General features: G+C 72.1%; 13 protein-coding genes and 2 tRNA genes. 9 read left to right on the top strand and 6 right to left on the bottom strand.

The features are described from left to right. The first annotated feature begins 98 nt into the window (after nt 1-98). The 8 genes from scpB (at nt 99) to BKE38_RS06780 (ending at nt 5,355) form a co-directional block, all read left to right on the top strand. Complete coding sequence (gene scpB / locus BKE38_RS06815) at nt 99-731, top strand: SMC-Scp complex subunit ScpB (RefSeq protein WP_083747344.1); 633 nt, start codon at nt 99-101, stop codon at nt 729-731. Then, the gene (locus BKE38_RS06810; protein WP_076956602.1) at nt 728-1,765 is read left to right on the top strand and encodes an ABC transporter ATP-binding protein; all 1,038 of its coding nucleotides are present in this window, start codon (nt 728-730) and stop codon (nt 1,763-1,765) included. The genes scpB and BKE38_RS06810 overlap by 4 nt, the downstream gene beginning before the upstream one ends. Before the next feature lie 139 nt (nt 1,766-1,904). Further along, a complete protein-coding gene (gene tatB / locus BKE38_RS06805; RefSeq protein WP_076956601.1) occupies nt 1,905-2,663 on the top strand; it encodes a Sec-independent protein translocase protein TatB in 759 nt (252 codons plus the stop codon). A 9-nt stretch (nt 2,664-2,672) separates the two neighbouring features. Then, complete coding sequence (gene tatC / locus BKE38_RS06800; protein WP_207553514.1) at nt 2,673-3,464, top strand: twin-arginine translocase subunit TatC; 792 nt, start codon at nt 2,673-2,675, stop codon at nt 3,462-3,464. 10 nt (nt 3,465-3,474) lie between these two features. Further along, entirely contained in the window at nt 3,475-4,743 is a 1,269-nt protein-coding gene (serS, locus tag BKE38_RS06795; RefSeq protein WP_076956600.1) for a serine--tRNA ligase, read from the top strand. A 52-nt stretch (nt 4,744-4,795) separates the two neighbouring features. After that, nucleotides 4,796-4,869: transfer RNA gene (locus tag BKE38_RS06790), tRNA-Pro, on the top strand. Nucleotides 4,870-4,936: 67 nt separating this feature from the next. Next, complete coding sequence (locus BKE38_RS06785) at nt 4,937-5,260, top strand: NADH dehydrogenase ubiquinone Fe-S protein 4 (protein WP_076956599.1); 324 nt, start codon at nt 4,937-4,939, stop codon at nt 5,258-5,260. Nucleotides 5,261-5,281: 21 nt separating this feature from the next. Continuing rightward, nucleotides 5,282-5,355: transfer RNA gene (locus BKE38_RS06780), tRNA-Arg, on the top strand. A 133-nt stretch (nt 5,356-5,488) separates the two neighbouring features. On the opposite strand, the gene BKE38_RS06775 is transcribed toward BKE38_RS06780, so the two are convergent. The 6 genes from BKE38_RS06775 to panC form a co-directional block, all read right to left on the bottom strand. Beyond that, nucleotides 5,489-6,250: a GDSL-type esterase/lipase family protein gene (locus tag BKE38_RS06775; RefSeq protein ID WP_083747343.1), complete on the bottom strand. Its 762-nt coding sequence runs from the start codon at nt 6,248-6,250 to the stop codon at nt 5,489-5,491. Continuing rightward, nucleotides 6,247-6,906: an ABC transporter permease gene (locus BKE38_RS06770; protein ID WP_242662245.1), complete on the bottom strand. Its 660-nt coding sequence runs from the start codon at nt 6,904-6,906 to the stop codon at nt 6,247-6,249. The genes BKE38_RS06775 and BKE38_RS06770 overlap by 4 nt, the downstream gene beginning before the upstream one ends. Nucleotides 6,907-7,015: 109 nt before the next feature. Further along, the gene (locus tag BKE38_RS06765; RefSeq protein WP_076956598.1) at nt 7,016-9,754 is read right to left on the bottom strand and encodes a tetratricopeptide repeat protein; all 2,739 of its coding nucleotides are present in this window, start codon (nt 9,752-9,754) and stop codon (nt 7,016-7,018) included. Between the two features lie 240 nt (nt 9,755-9,994). Next, a complete protein-coding gene (locus BKE38_RS06760; protein WP_076956597.1) occupies nt 9,995-10,753 on the bottom strand; it encodes an endonuclease/exonuclease/phosphatase family protein in 759 nt (252 codons plus the stop codon). Further along, the gene (locus BKE38_RS06755; RefSeq protein WP_083747342.1) at nt 10,750-13,050 is read right to left on the bottom strand and encodes a VTT domain-containing protein; all 2,301 of its coding nucleotides are present in this window, start codon (nt 13,048-13,050) and stop codon (nt 10,750-10,752) included. The genes BKE38_RS06760 and BKE38_RS06755 overlap by 4 nt, the downstream gene beginning before the upstream one ends. Before the next feature lie 55 nt (nt 13,051-13,105). Continuing rightward, the gene (gene panC, locus BKE38_RS06750; RefSeq protein WP_076956596.1) at nt 13,106-13,975 is read right to left on the bottom strand and encodes a pantoate--beta-alanine ligase; all 870 of its coding nucleotides are present in this window, start codon (nt 13,973-13,975) and stop codon (nt 13,106-13,108) included. A gap of 139 nt (nt 13,976-14,114) precedes the next feature. Between panC and trpS the strand changes: the two genes are divergently transcribed. Next, nucleotides 14,115-15,116, top strand: a complete 1,002-nt coding sequence (trpS, locus tag BKE38_RS06745) for a tryptophan--tRNA ligase (RefSeq protein ID WP_076956595.1) — start codon at nt 14,115-14,117, stop codon at nt 15,114-15,116. Nucleotides 15,117-15,343: the final 227 nt, after the last annotated feature.

Below are 15,343 nucleotides of genomic sequence, written 5' to 3'. Positions count from 1 at the left end.
AGGTGGGGGGGGGATCGAATTGTGCCAGGAGGCCGCCTGCGGCCCGTGCCGCCGGGGCCGCCGCCCCGGGGAGGCGGCCGAGGAGCCCGAGACCGCGAATGACGCTGCCGCCTGACCCGCAGCCCGAGACGTTGCCCCCCGAGACTGCCGCCCCCGGGGCGCCCCGCGATCCCGCCGGCATCGCGCCGCTGGAGCATGCGCTGCGCCTGGCCGAGGCGCTGGTCTTCGCCTCCGACCGACCGGTCGCGCCCGAGCGGCTGCAGGCCGTCCTTCCCGAGGGCCTGCGCGCCGAGGCGGTGCTGACCCTGCTGGCCGCCCGCTATGCCGGCCGCGGCGTCGAGCTGACCGAGGTCGCGGGCGGCTATGCCTTCCGCACCGCGGCCGACCTGGCGCCGGTGCTGACCCGCGTGGTCGAGACGCCCCGCCGCCTGCCGCGGGTCGCGATGGAGGCGCTGGCCATCATCGCCTATCACCAGCCCGTCACCCGCCCCGAGATCGAGGAGATCCGCGGCACCAGCCTGTCCCAGGCGACGCTGGAGCTGCTGCTGGAGCAGGCGCTGATCGCGCCGCGCGGCCGCAAGGAGGTGCCGGGCCGCCCGACCCTCTGGGCCACCACGCCGCGCTTCCTGGAGCAGTTCGGCCTGCGCGGCCTGACCGACCTGCCGCGGCGCGAGGAGCTGCTGGCCGGCGAGGCGGGCCCGACCCTGCCCGACATGGCCCCGCCCGCATGACCCTGCGGCTGGAGGGGATCCGCCACGCCTATGCCGCCCGCGCCGTGCTGCAGGGCGTCGACCTCTCCGTCGGCCCCGGGGAGATTCTCTGCCTGCTGGGCCCTTCCGGCGACGGGAAGACGACCCTGCTGCGGCTGGTCGCCGGGCTGGAGGCGCTGCAGGCCGGGCGCATCGCCATCGGCGAGCGCATCGTCGCCGAGCCGGGGCGCGAGCTGCCGCCGGAGGATCGCCGCGTCGGCTTCGTCTTCCAGGACTATGCGCTGTTCCCGCATCTGACCGTCGCGCAGAATGTCGGCTTCGGCCTGGGCCGGATGCCGCGGGGCGAGCGCGCGGCCGCGGTCGAGGCGGCGCTGGCCCGGCTCGGCATGGCCGGCTTCGCCGGCGCCTGGCCGCATATGCTCTCCGGCGGGCAGCAGCAGCGGGTGGCGCTGGCCCGCGCGCTGGCGCCGCGCCCCGCGGTGCTGCTGCTGGACGAGGCCTTTGCCAGCCTCGACGCCCGGCTGCGCGAGCAGGTGCGCGACGACACGCTGCGCCTGCTGCAGAATGCCGGCATTGCCACGCTGATCGTTACCCATGACGCCGAGGAGGCCATGCTGATGGCCGACCGCATCGCCCTGATGCGCGGCGGACGGGTGGAGCAGCTGGATCCGCCGGAAGACCTCTATCTGCGGCCGCGCTCGCGCTTCGCCGCCAGCTTCCTCGGCCCGGTCAATGCCCTGCCGGTGACGCTCCGCGGCGGCCAGGCGCATGGCCCGCTCGGCAGCCTGCCGGCGGCGCTGCCCGACGGCGAGGGCGAGCTGCTGCTGCGCCCCGAAGGCATCGTCGTCCTGCCCGAGGGCGAGGGGGTGCCGGCCACCGTCGATTCCTGCCGCATGCTGGGCGCCCATCGACTGGCGGCGCTGCGCCTCGACAGCGCCGCGGCGCCGCTGCAGGTCCGCCTGCCGCCCGGCCAGGCGCTGCGCCCCGGCGCCCGGGTCGGCCTGGCGCTGGATCCGGAACGCGCCTTCGTGTTTGCCGCCGAAGTGCCTAGATAAGGAGGGCAGGCGAGGGGACGGCGCCCGGGACCAAGCCCCGGGGCCAGCTCAGGCGCCGGTTTCGCGGGCAGGCCACGTTGGCGCTGCCCTCGGTTCCTGCTAACGGAAGCGGCCCCCACCCGGGGGAGATGGGAAGCACATGTTCGATTTGGCCTGGTCCGAAATTGCCCTGATCGCCGTGGTCGCCGTCGTCGTGATCGGGCCCAAGGATCTGCCCGACGCGGTCCGCCAGGTGGCCAAGGGCGTGCAGAAGCTCCGGCGCATGGCTTCCGAGTTCCAGAGCCAGGCCGACGAGTTGGTCCGCGAGGCCAAGCTCGAGGATGTCCGCGACCAGATCCGCGACATCCGCAACTTCGACGTCAAGGGCACCATTGAGCGCCACCTCGACGAGGATGGCGGCATCCGCAAGACCTTCAGCGAGGACCCGCTGCGCGACGCCTGGAAGCCGGGCCCGGGCGGCATCGCCGAGCCGCCGGCGGGCTCCTCCTTCTCGACCGAGGCGCTGCCGCCGGTGCCTGCCGCCGCGCCGCAGCCGCCCGCCGACGCACCGTCCTGGGTACCGCCCTCGGTCGCGGCCGAGATCCGCCCGCCGAGTCCGCCGCCCGCGCCGCCAGCGCCCGAGCCGGCGGCCCCGCCGGCCATGATCCCGCCCGGCATGACCGAAACCGCCACCCCGGCCGCGACCACGCCCGCGCCGGTCCAGGCGACGCCCGCCGAGGCCAGGCCGGCCGAGCCAAAGCCAACCGAACCAAAGCCGACCGAGCCAGCTCTCGCGAGCGCCGCGCCGACCCCGGCCGCGGAGCCGGCGAAGACGGACGGCTCCGCCCAGCCGGCCACTCCGCCCGCGACCCCGGCCGCGATCCCGGCCGCGACCCCGCCCGCAACCCCGACAGTCTGAGCAGCGCAAGTGGCCACCGACCAGGAAGACATCATCGACGACAAGCCGATGCCTCTGATCGAGCATCTGCTGGAGCTGCGCACCCGCCTGCTGTGGTCGCTCGGCGCTTTCCTCCTCGCCTTCGCCCTCTGCTACTATTTCTCGGGGCAGATCTACGGCTTCCTCGCCCGGCCGCTGGCCGACATCCTGCACCAGCAGGGCGGCGGCGAGCGGCGGATGATCTTCACCGCGCTGTATGAAGCCTTCTTCACCTATTTGAAGGTGGCGCTGTTCGGCGCGGTCTTCCTGAGCTTCCCGATGTGGGCGACGCAGCTCTGGCTGTTCATCGCGCCGGGCCTCTACCGCTCCGAGAAGCGCGCGATCATGCCCTTCCTGGTGGCGTCGCCGGTGCTCTTCGTGCTCGGCGCGGCGCTGGCCTACTATTTCATCTTCCCGCTGGCCTGGAAGTTCTTCATCTCCTTCGAGACCCCGCCCGGCGGCGGCAGCCTGCCAGTGCAGCTCGAGGCCAAGGTCAGCGAATACCTGTCGCTGGTCATGCACATGATCCTGGCCTTCGGCATCGCCTTCCAGCTGCCGGTGGCACTCACCCTCATGGCCAAGGTCGGCATCGTCACCCAGGCCGGGCTGAAGAAGGGCCGCCGCTACGCCATCGTCGGCATGTTCGTCGTCGCCGCCGTCATCACGCCGCCCGACATCATCAGCCAGATCGGCCTCGCCGTGCCGCTGATCCTTCTCTACGAGATCTCCGTCCTGGCCGCCGGCTGGGTGGCGCCGAAGCGCGACGACGAAGACAAGAGCTGAGTTACCGACCATGCATGACATCCGCATCGTCCGCGCCGATCCGGCGGGTTTCGACGCTGGCCTGGCCCGCCGCGGCCTGGCGCCGGTCGCCGAGAGCCTGCTGGCCCAGGACGCCGCCCGCCGCGCCGCCCAGACCGCGGCGCAGGAGCTGCAGGCCCGGCGCAACCAGCTCTCGAAGGAGATCGGCCAGGCCAAGCGCAGCGGCGCCGACAGCACGGCGCTCGAGGCCGAGGCGGTCGCCGCCCGCGGCCGCATGGAGGCGCTGGACGCCGAGGCCAAGGCGGCCGAGGACGCCCAGAACAGGGTGCTGGAGGCGCTGCCCAACCTGCTCGACGCCGGTGTCCCCGAGGGCCGCGACGAGAGCGACAACGTCGTCCTGCACCAGCACGGCGCGCCCGCGAACTTCGCCTTCACGCCGAAGCAGCATTTCGAGCTGGGCGAGGCGCTCGGGCTGATGGATTTCGGCGCCGCCGCCAGGCTGGCCGGCGCCCGCTTCACCGTGCTGCGCGGCGCGCTCGCCCGGCTGGAGCGCGCCCTCGGCCAGTGGATGATCTCTCTCCACGCCGACGAGCATGGCTATAGCGAGATCTCGGTCCCGCTGCTGGTCAACGATGCCACCATGTACGGCACCGGCCAGCTGCCCAAGTTCGAGGAGGACCTGTTCCGCACCACGGATGGCCGCTGGCTGATCCCGACCGCGGAAGTCCCGCTGACCAACCTGGCCGCCGGCGAGATCCTGGCCGAGAGCGCCCTGCCGCTGCGCTTCACCGCCCTGTCGCACTGCTTCCGCTCGGAGGCCGGCAGCGCCGGGCGCGACACCCGCGGCATGCTGCGCCAGCACCAGTTCGCCAAGGTGGAGATGGTCGCCATCACCCGCCCCGAAGACTCGGAAGCCGAGCACGAGCGCATGACGAAATGCGCCGAGCGCGTGCTGACCGAGCTCGGCCTGACCTGGCGCCGCGTGCTGCTCTGCGCCGGCGACACCGGCTTCTCGGCCGCCCGCACCTATGACCTGGAGGTCTGGCTGCCCGGCCAGCAGGCCTGGCGCGAGATCTCCTCCTGCTCCAACTGCCGCGACTTCCAGGCGCGCCGCATGGCCGCCCGCTACCGTCCGGCGGAAGGCAAGGGCACCGCCTTCCTGCACACGCTGAACGGCTCCGGCGTCGCCGTCGGCCGCGCGCTGATCGCCGTGCTGGAAACTCATCAGCAGGAAGACGGCAGCATCGCCGTCCCCGCCGTTCTGGCGCCCTGGATGGGCGGCATCACGCGGATCGGCTAAATGGCCGAAGGCGCTTGCCGAAGCGCCCCGCTGCCCATAGTTTGCCGGGCATCGGGGCGTGGCGCAGCCTGGTAGCGCATCTGCTTTGGGAGCAGAGGGCCGGAGGTTCGAATCCTCTCGCCCCGATACCGAGATCCCCCAGCGATTCCCCGTGGCGGTCCCCATCCGCCCGAGCAGTCAGGCAGCGAGAAGCATGAGCCGCGACGTCGCCATCGCCCGTATCTTCAGCCAGCCGCGCTCGGCCATGCAGTCGGGCAAGGCCAGGACCGGCGGCTGGATGCTGACCTATGCCCCGGCCGAGCAGCGCCGCCAGGATCCGCTGACCGGCTGGTACGGCTCGGGCGACACCCGCAACCAGCTGCGCCTGAGCTTCGCCACGCGCGAGGCGGCCGAGGCCTATGCCCGCGCCAATGGCCTGGCCTTCGAGGTCGAGCCGGAGAAGCCGGGCCCGGCGATCAAGCCGAAATCCTATGCGGAGAACTTCCGCTATGGCCGCGCCGAGAACTGGACCCACTAAGTCCCGATCTCGACGCCAGGGGCACCCTTAGCTCAACTGGATAGAGCAACCGGCTTCTACCCGGTTGGTTGGGGGTTCAAGTCCCTCAGGGTGCGTTCTTTCGGGCTGCCGCCTCCGCCTGCGGACGGCGGGCGGAACGGTGCAGGCCCGCGCGACCTTTGATCGGTCGCCGGACAGGAAAACGGCCCCGTCCTGCGGGGCCGTTGTCATTTCCGCGGGGCGCTGCGTCTATTGCGCCAGCAGCTGCCGGATCTGTGGCTCGATGCCGGCGCTGAGCATCGCATAGCCCACCATGGTCAAGTGCAGGCTGTCGAAGGCGATGTCCTTGGTCAGCCTTCCATAGCCGTCGACCAGCGAGCTGCCGACATCGCTGTAGAGGATGGTGCTGCCATCGGCGCAGCGGCTGATCAGCGCATTCACCTGCTCGATCGTCCGGCGCATCGGCTCGGCCGCGGTGTCGCCGCGCGGCAGCAGGCCGATGATCAGGAACTTCGTGCGCGGCGACTTCGCCCGGATCGCCCTTAGGACTTCCGCAAGCCCGAGCGCGATATCCTCCGGACGGCTCTGCGCCGAGACGTTGTTGGTGCCCAGCAGCACCACCGCGACCTTCGGCCGCAGCGAAGCCGGCCAGTGGCCATGCGCCATCCGGTACAGCGCGCCCTGGGTGAAGTCGCCCATGACGCCCAGATTGGCCGGCGCGCGATGGCCATAGAACTGCTGGAAGATGGAGGGGAACCAGCCCTGCACCAGGGAATCGCCGATGAAGACCATGTCCACGCGGGACAGATCGGCGCCGGCGATCTGCCGGTCCAGTTCCTGGACGCGGGCGCGCCAATGCGGCTCGGCCAGGTATTCCTGGCCCGCCTCGCGCGGCGGCGGGGTGCGGCTGGGCAGGTTCGGGCAGACCGCCTGGGCGAAGGCGAGGGCAGGGGACAAGGTCGCGGCCAGGGCCAGCCCGGCGAGCGTCAGGCGCCTCACCATCCGGCTCATCGGGCAGCGATCCGGTCGCGCACCAGGAAGCTGACCGGCGTGCCCTGCGGCGCCATCAGCCAGACGCTGTATTGCTGCCCGGCCTCCAGACGGCCCAGATCCAGCAGCGGCGCCCGCTGCCCGCCGCAGGAGGCGATGACCTTCGCCGCCGCCGGGTTCAGGTTGCGCGCTGCCCCCGTTTCCGCCGCCACCTTGGAGAAGATCGCCTGGTTGCCCGGGTCGATCGACAGCCCGCCATCGGCACAGCCGGCGATGGCGGGGTAGAAGCCCAGCCGCGCGCGGGTCTGGTTGAACTCGACCTTGTCGGTGATCACCACCGCGCCCAGCCTGTCGCCGTCGCGCCGCAGCAGCACCGTGTTGTAGCCGCCGCCGGGGATCTGCACCGTCACCTCGGTGGTCAGGGTGCCGTCGCTGATCACCAGCTTCACCGGCCGCTTGGCCACGTCCTCGGCCACCATATAGGCAGTGACGCGCTCGGCCGCGCCGTCGGGCAGCGCCACCTGGTTGTCGTAATCCGGCTTCACCGTCACCCGGCCGGGCAGGGTATTGGCGAAGCGGACGAAGGCGAAGCCTTCCGGCAGCCGCTGCTCGTAGAGCATGGGCTGGGCCTCGGCGGGCCGCGCCGCCCCCAGACCCGTGCTCAGAACCGCGGCCATGCAGAGGCCTAGCCAGGCAGAAGAAACACGCATCAGACCAGCCTGTCCTGGGGAAAAACAACCGATGGAAGGCACCCCGCGCTCAGCGCGAGGTGCTCGCCAAGCGCGCTCAGCGCGCAATGCTCGACTGCTGCTGAAGCTGGCCGATGCGCAGCCGCTGCGCCATCGTCAGCGCCCGCTGGGCGCGGCGCGTGTCGCTCTGCGACCGGGCCGAGCGCGATTCCATCATGTAGAGCTGCACGTTGCTGGGGGCCTGCCGCTGGCCGAAGCTGATCAGCTCGTCGGCGCGCTGCCAGTGGCGCATCTGCAGCGCCGCCTCGCCGGCGGTCATGATGGCTTCCAGCCGGTTCGGCTCGCGCGCCAGCACGCTTTCGGCGATCTGCTGGCCTTCCTGGCGATAGCCGGATTGCAGCCGTAGCCGGGCCAGCGCCAGCAGCAGCCCGGCGCGGTCAGGATCGGTCTGCAGCGCCTGCAGCAGCAGCTGGTTGGCCTGGGCATATTGCCCGGCCTCGCTGTACTCGTCGGCGGTGACGGCGATCAGCGAGGCGCGCATGCCCATATACTGCTCGCGCTCCTCGGCGGTCATCTGGGCGTTCTCCAGCCCCGCCATCAGCGTCGCCGCATCCTCGCGCTGCTTCGCCTCCAGCAGCGCGCCGGCCAGCGCCAGCCGCGCCTCCAGGCTCAGCGTGCGGCCGGTATTGGCCGCGGTGCGGGCGGCGGCGATGGCCTCGCGCCCCATGCGCTGCCGGCCGAAGGCGCGCACCACGGCGGCGCCCGTCTGCCCGGTCGCGTCCGGCCGTGCGGCGATCGCCAGCAGCGAGCGCGTCGCCGCCGGAGAAGGCAGCTGCGCTTCCCACTGCGTCACCTCGACGCGGATGGTCGCACCCTCCAGCATCTTGCGCAGGTCGGCATTGCGCTGGCCGGCGGGGATGCGGCTGACGCGGTCGACGACGTCGCGGTCGCGCTCCTCCGACTGCGCCAGCAGCGCCGCGGCGAAGAGGGATTCGCGGTCGCTGCGCGCGGCCAGGTCGCGCTCCAGGCTGTCGGCCTCGGCGGTCTCACCCTGGAGGCGCAGCAGGCGGATCAGGTCGTGCATCGCCCAGGCATCCTCGGGCGCGACCTGGATCGCCTGGCGCAGCAGGGCGATGGCGCGGGCCGGGTTGCCCTCGCGCTCGGCAGCCTGGCGGAAGCCGGCGGAGCGGGCCTGGGCGAAGCCGCGCGGCGGCACGAAGCCGGTGGCCTGGGCCAGGGCATCGGCCTCGGCCGAGCGCCCCTGGCGCTCCAGCGTGGTGTAGAGCCCGCCCTGCGCCTCGCGCGAATTCGGCCGCCGCCGCAGCGCCTCGCGGAAGCCTTCCTCGGCGGCGGTCCACTGGCCGCGCTGCAGCGCGATCTGCGCCAGGATGATGGTGGCCTCAGCGCGCTCGGCCTCCGAGCCGCGCTGCAGCGAGCGCTGCGCCTGCCGCTCGGCCTCGTCATAGCGCTCGCGCTGGATCGCCTGGCGCGCCAGCATGTTGGGCGTCATGACGATGCGGCCGGTGCCGCCACCGCCGCCCGGTCCGCCTGCCACGGTGTCGAGGCCGAGCGCCCGGCGGAATTCGGATTCGCGGTCCGGGGCGAGGGCCACGCCGCGCTGCATCAGCGCCTTCCAGTCGGCGTCGCGCTTCTGCAGCCGGCGCAGGATCGCCATGCCGAGGATCGAATCGACGTCTTCCGGGTTCTTCGCCAGCGCCGCGCCGAAACCGGCCTCGGCCTCGGCGAAGCGCTTGGCGTTCAGCGCCTCGAAGGCGCCCTGGCGGAACTCGTAGGTCGGGTCCTGGCCGAAGGTGCGCACCTCGTTGTAGCGCGCCTCGATCTCGGCATCGCCCGGATAGGCGGCGCGATAGACCTCGATCGCCGCCGTCGCCTCGCCGCCCGGGCCAAGCCAGAGCAGCGCCTGGCGCCAGGCGGTGCGCGCAGCCGTCGCGGTCTGCGGCTGGCGGGCGAGAACCTGCAGCTCCTCGATGCCCTGGGCGCGGGTGGTCTCGCGGAAGGTCAGCACCTGGGCGAGCGCCAGCTTCATCCGGGCATTGTCCGGCTGCCGGGCCAGCGCCGCGGACAGGCCGCGCCGCGCCTCGCGGAAGTCGTCGGCCGAAAGGCCGGCCTGGGTCTGGTAGTATTCGACGGCGAAGGCGTCGGGCACCTCATTGCTGCCGAAGGCGGTGCGATAGGCCTGCAGCGCCTCGGCGCCGCGGCCGGCCTGCACCAGGCGCCGCGCCTCGGCGATGCCGGACTGGTCGACGCCGGTGACGCGCATGGCGCTCTGCGCGCGGGCGACGTCGGGGCTGTTGGGGGCGATGGCGTTCAGCCGGGCCAGATAGGCGGCGGCCTGCTCGGTCTCGCCGGCCGAGGCCGCGACCTGCACCGCCATGGCCAGCGCCCGGGTGTCGTTCGGCTGGATGCGCAGCAGGCGTTCCAGCGACTGCAGCGCCGCCTCGGGCCGGTTCTGCGCCTGCCAGTAGCTGGCCTGGTCCAGCAGCAGCGAGGTGGCGGTGTCGCGGCCGCCGGCCGGCGGCGATCCGGGCGCGCCGATCACCGGCGGGGCCGGGCCGCCATCCTGGCCGTAGAGGGGGGTCGCCGGCATCGGCGGCCCCGGCGTCAGGGTGTTGCCGGGCGGCGAGGCGGGCGGCATGGTCGAGGGCGGCGAGCCCTGGGCCAGGGCCGGCGGGACCAGCGCGCTGTGGCCAAGCAGCAGGGCCAGCAGACCGGCGGCGCCGACCCGACGCCACAGGGTCGAGTTCCAGACGGCCCGTGCGGGAAAGTCCCACGCATCCAGGCAGGGCGATGCCTTCACGAGCAGATCAACCGGCATGCCAGCCTCCAGCGCAGACCTCCCGAGCGGTAATCGGAGGCCGCAAAAGTCTGGCACAACCCCTGCTGTGCGCAAATCAATTTTATCGTCGTCAAAATGCGAGCCGCGCGTGATTCTTGCGACACGCCTTGTCCTTTGATCAACCTGGGGCGCAATGATCCTGCCGCCTTCCTCGCCAATGCGGCCAGTCACGCTGGCGCCAGAGTGGCTGCTGTCTTGCGCAGGCCCCCGGGCCGGCCTTCAGTCCACGGCGAGCGGCGCGCGGGCGGCGGGCCGGGCAGGCAGGGCATCGGCCTCCGGCGCCGAAGGGCCATGCCCATCCATCTGCAGCTCGGCGAGCACCGGCAGATGGTCGGACGCCGCGGCGCCGGCGGTGTCGCGCCAGCTCCGTCCCAGCAGCCCGGCCGGGCGGCAGAAGATCTCGTCCAGGCGCAGCAGCGGGAAATGCGCCGGGAAGGTGCGATGCGCCGTGCGGGCCGGCAGCAGGGGGGACAGCGCGCGCCAGACCGGACCGCGCCAGGACCAGTCGTTGAAGTCGCCCATCACCACCAGCGGACCCTCCTGGGCACGCACCAGGGCGGCCAGCCTGCGCGCCTGGCGCTGCCGCTCCCGCCAGCGCAGGCCGAGATGGGTCGCCATCACGCCAAGCTCGCCCGATGGCGTCTCGATGCGCGCCAGGATGGCGCTGCGCGGCTCGCGCCGCTCGACGGACAGGTCGTGCACCGTGGCGTCGCGCATCGGCCAGCGGCTGAGCAGCATATGGCCATAGGCGCCTTCCTCGGTGCCCTGCATGGTCTCGGCCACCATGTCATGCCCGGCGAAGCATTCCTTCAGCGCCTGGAAAGGGGTGGGGCGCTGCTTCGGGCGGCTGTCGATCTCCTGCACCGCCAGCAGGTCGGGGCGGTGCCGGCGGATCAGGCCGAGCACGCGCTCCAGCTCGTAGCGGCCGTCGCGGCCGATCCCGGCATGGATGTTCCACGTCATGGCGCGCAGGATCATGCGGCGCGCGCCCCGGCCTCGACCTCCTGCTCGGCCTCGCGCGCGGCCTGCTCGGGGTCGCGGCCCTCCGCCTCCGCCTCGGCGCGGGCCTCGGCCATGGCGCTGCGGCGGCGGAACCAGGAGACCAGGCTCTGCAGCCCCCAGGAGACGGCGCCCCAGGCCACCAGCACGGCGACGAAGCCCAGGATGTCGCGCAGCGAGGGCTCGGTCATGATGCGCAGCAGCCGGTCGCCCAGCGCCGTCATCAGCACCAGGCCGGGCGCTAGGCCCAGCGCCGTGCCGACCATGTAGTCCAGCAGCGGGATGCGGATGGCGCCGGCCACCAGGTTGACCAGGGTGAAGGGGGCGATGGGCATCAGCCGCACCATGGTCACCGCCAGGATGCCGTTGCGGGCGATGCTGCGGCTGATGCGGTTGATGCGCGGCCCCAGCAGCTTGCGCAGCAGCTTGGGCCCGAGGCGCCGGCCGACCATCCAGGTCAGCAGCGCGCTGACCAGGGCGCCCACCGCCGCATAGGCGAGGCCCGGCCAGATGCCGAAGGCCGCCGCCGTCGCCACGATCAGCACGTTCACCGGGAAGGCGATCAGCCCCAGCACCATGAACAGGCCCAGCGCCAGCAGCGGCCCCCAGGCGCCATTGGCATTCTGCATCGAGGCGCTGAAGGTCTCCGGGTTCAGGAAGGCCGAAAGCGGGGTGTAGCGCCACATCAGCACGATCAGCAGCACCGGCGCCGCCACCAGCGCCACCCGCAGCCAGAACGGCATGCCATGCGGCGTGCCGTCCTCGGCGGTGAAGTCGGCCAGCAGCATCTTGGTCCCGATGGCGCGCGCCGGATCGGCCACGGCCTCGATCTGCGGCAGGCCCTCGCCCTCGGCAAGCTCGCCGTCCTCGATCGGCATCAGCCGGCGGGCGCGGCCGGAGAGCTTGTCGATGGCGGCGAAGAGCGAGCCGCCGGCCATGGCGCGGGCGACCTCCTCCGGCGTCGCGTCCAGGTGCTCGGCCAGGAAGCGGTCGCGGATGCGGGCGATGCCGGCGCGGGTGCGGTCATCGGTCGCCTCGATGGCCAGGTCGCATTCGCTGTCGGTGCCCATCGAGCGGTTGCAGAGATTGGCCGAGCCGATCCGCAGGCAGCGGTCGTCGACGATCATCACCTTGGCATGCACCATGACATCGGCGACCGGGCCCTTCTGCGGCCCGCGCTTCGCCCCCACCTCGGGGTAGAGCAGGCGGACCCGGTCGGCGACGCCGGCGGCCCGCAGCAGCGCCATGAAGCGGATGCGCCCGGCCAGCATGGTGCGGTGCTCGAGCCAGGTGTGGTGCGTGCGCGGCCCCAGCACCACCACCTCCAGCGCCGGGTTCTCCTGCAGCCGCTCGGCCAGCTTCTGGGCGAGGCCCAGATGGGTCAGGAACTGGTTCTCGACATAGAGGTGGCGCTCGGCCGAGGCAATCATCGCCTCGAACAGCCGCTCCACCTCGCGCAGCTCGGGCAGGTGCTGGAAGCTGCCGCGGGTGCGGGCAATGCCGATCGCGGTCTCCGTGAAATCCGGCGCCAGGCCACGCGGCCACAGCGAGGCGGCGTGCGGCGGCGGGTCGCCGCGCGGCGGCAGGTCCTCGCAGGCGGCCTCGGCCCAGCGCTCGCGGAACAGGTCGGCCAGCGCCGCGGCCGCCTCGCCATCCACCATCATCTGCACGTCGTGGAAGGGCGGGTAGGTCTCGTCGCGCGGATCGGTGCGGTGCGGGTTGACCGCCTTGTGGGGAGAGCTGTCCCAGCGGCGGATGGTCAGGTCCAGCCCGCCGGCGGTGGCCAGGGCGTCATCGATCACCACCACCTTCTGGTGATGCGAGGCGCCGAAGGCCACCTGGTCATCCAGGCAGAGCTCGATCTGCCGCGGCGTGCCCCATTGCAGCGCCAGCGCCGGCAGCAGCTCCCGCTCCAGGGCATAGAGGACGGAATAGTCCCAGAGCAGCAGCTTGATGCGCAGCTGCGGCCGGCGCTCCACCAGCGCCGCCAGGAAGGGGCCGAGCAGCGCCGGCAGCCCGTCCCGCGCCTCGCCGGAGGGGCCGACCAGCGGGGTGCGGCTGTCGATGTCCCAGCCGGCGATCAGGATGGAGCTCCTGGCCGACTTCATCGCCTCGCGCAGGGCGCCGTAATAATTGGCGGCATCCACCAGCACGGCGGCGCGGTTGGCCTGGGCCAGGCGCCACACCGTGTCGCCCGGCCGCAGCAGCGCGGCCGCGGGCGGGGCGGAGGTGGCATCGGCCGCGGGGTGGAGGGCGGTGTCGGTCGGAGGGGCCATCACCCGCTGCAACGCAGCAGCGGGCGGAAGGTCACCGATCAACACCGCGACAATTTCAGCCTCGCGCGGAAGGCACGAGCACCGGGATGTTGTCGAGCAGGCGGATGTCGCCGAGCCGCGCCGCCACCAGCAGCCGGGCCGCGCCGACCTGCCCCACCGGCCAGGGCTTCAGTGAGGCGGGCTGCACCAGCGCCAGGTAGTCCGGGGTGAAGCCCGCCGCCGCCAGCGCCGCGCGGCCCTCGGCCAGTGCTGCCTCGACCGGCTGTCCCGCGGCAAGCGCCTCGCCACAGCGGGCCAGCAGCGCGGGCAGGGCCGCCGCCTGGCCGCGCTCCTCGCCAGACAGCCGCTGGTTGCGCGACGACATGGCCAGCCCGTCGGCGTCCCGCACCGTGGCCAGGCCCTGGATGGTCACCGGCAGCAGCAGGTCGGCCACCATCCGCCGCACCACCTGCAGCTGCTGCCAGTCCTTCTCGCCGAAGACCGCGACATCCGCCTGGGCCATCATGAACAGCTTGCAGCAGACCGTGGCCACGCCGCGGAAATGGCCGGGGCGGGCATCGCCCTCCCAGCCCTCGGCCGGGCTGCCGGGCTTGGCGCCCGGATCGATGACGCAGGTGTCGCCCGGCGGATAGATGACGGCGGGCGTCGGCAGGAAGGCCAGGTCGCAGCCGGCGGCGGCCAGCTTGGCCAGGTCGCCGGCCTCGTCGCGCGGATAGCGGTCCAGGTCCTCGGTCGGCGCGAATTGCAGCGGATTGACGAAGATCGAGGTGACGACCACGTCGGCCTGCCGCCGCGCCTCGGCCACCAGGGCCAGGTGGCCGTCATGCAGGGCTCCCATGGTGGGGACCAGCCCGATCCGCTGGCCTGCCGCCCGCCAGGCGCCGGTCGCCGCCCGCAGTCCCGCCAGTTCCCGCTCGATCCGCATTGCTTGCCCTCCCGGCTTTGTCTTGGCCGCCCCTCCTGCCGAAGCCGGCCAGCCGTGGCAAGGCTTGACGCCGCCGCCGCCGCGCGGGATCAACCCCGCGCCTGATCTCATCGGCCGCCAGGCGCGAAAGGTTCCTTCGATGCAGCGTGTGTTCTCCGGGATCCAGCCCTCCGGCATCCCCACCCTCGGCAATTATCTCGGCGCCATCCGCAACTGGGTGCCGATGATGGCCGACCACGAATGCATCTATTGCGTGGTGGACCTGCACGCCATCACCCAGCCCTTCGACCCGAAGACGCTGGCGACCCAGACGCGCGAGATGGCCGCCGCCCTGATCGCCTGCGGCGTCACCCCGGACAAGTGCACGCTGTTCGTGCAGAGCCACGTCCATGCCCATGCCCGCCTGGCCTGGATCTTCAACTGCGTGGCGCGCATCGGCTGGCTGAACCGGATGACCCAGTTCAAGGACAAGGCCGGCAAGGACCGCGAGAACGCCGGCAGCGGCCTCTATGTCTATCCGAATCTGATGGCCGCCGACATCCACGCCTACCACGCCACCCGCGTGCCCGTGGGCGAGGACCAGAAGCAGCACCTGGAGTTGGCCAACGACATCGGCGAGAAGTTCAACCACGACTACGGCGTGGACTTCTTCCCGCATATCGAGCCGATGATCCAGGGCGTCGCCGCCCGCGTCATGTCGCTGCGCGACGGCACCAAGAAGATGTCGAAGTCGGACGCCTCCGACCAGTCGCGCATCAACCTGACCGACGATGCCGACACCGTCGCCCTGAAGATCCGCCGCGCCAAGACCGACGCCGAGCCGCTGCCCGGCGAGATGTCCGGCCTGGACGGCCGCCCCGAGGCCCGCAACCTGGTGGGCATCCTGGCCGCCATCACCGACACGTCGCCGGCCGACGTCCTGCGTCAGCACGAGGGCCAGGGCTTCGGCAGCTTCAAGAACACTCTGGCCGATGCCCTGGTCGCCCACCTGTCGCCGATCCAGTCGGAAATGCAGCGCCTGCTGGCCGATCCGGGCGCGGTCGACGCCTCCCTCCGCCAGGGCGCCGACCAGGCCCGGGCGATCTGCGAGCCGATCGTCGATAAGGCGGAAGAACTGGTTGGGTTTCTGAAGCGGTCCTGAAGAGTAGTGGGTAGGTCGGGGGAATGAATTCCCCCGAGCCCCCTTCTTTGTTCTGATCATCGGCCGTGACGTGACCATCGCCCTTACACAGGCGATACCAAGGCATTGCGGCGGGACGCGGTACAATAAAAGCGCCGCCTCATAGGTCGTGCCAACGCCGGGTCGGGCCACGTCCCGTCACCACGTGGACATGGCAATCAGACAGAAAAAAGAAGGGGTCCAGGGGA

This window comes from Teichococcus deserti, assembly GCF_001982615.1.
GTDB classification, from domain to species: domain Bacteria; phylum Pseudomonadota; class Alphaproteobacteria; order Acetobacterales; family Acetobacteraceae; genus Pseudoroseomonas; species Pseudoroseomonas deserti.
Note: the sequence above shows the minus strand (reverse complement) of the source record. Positions and strands in the feature narration are given on the sequence as shown.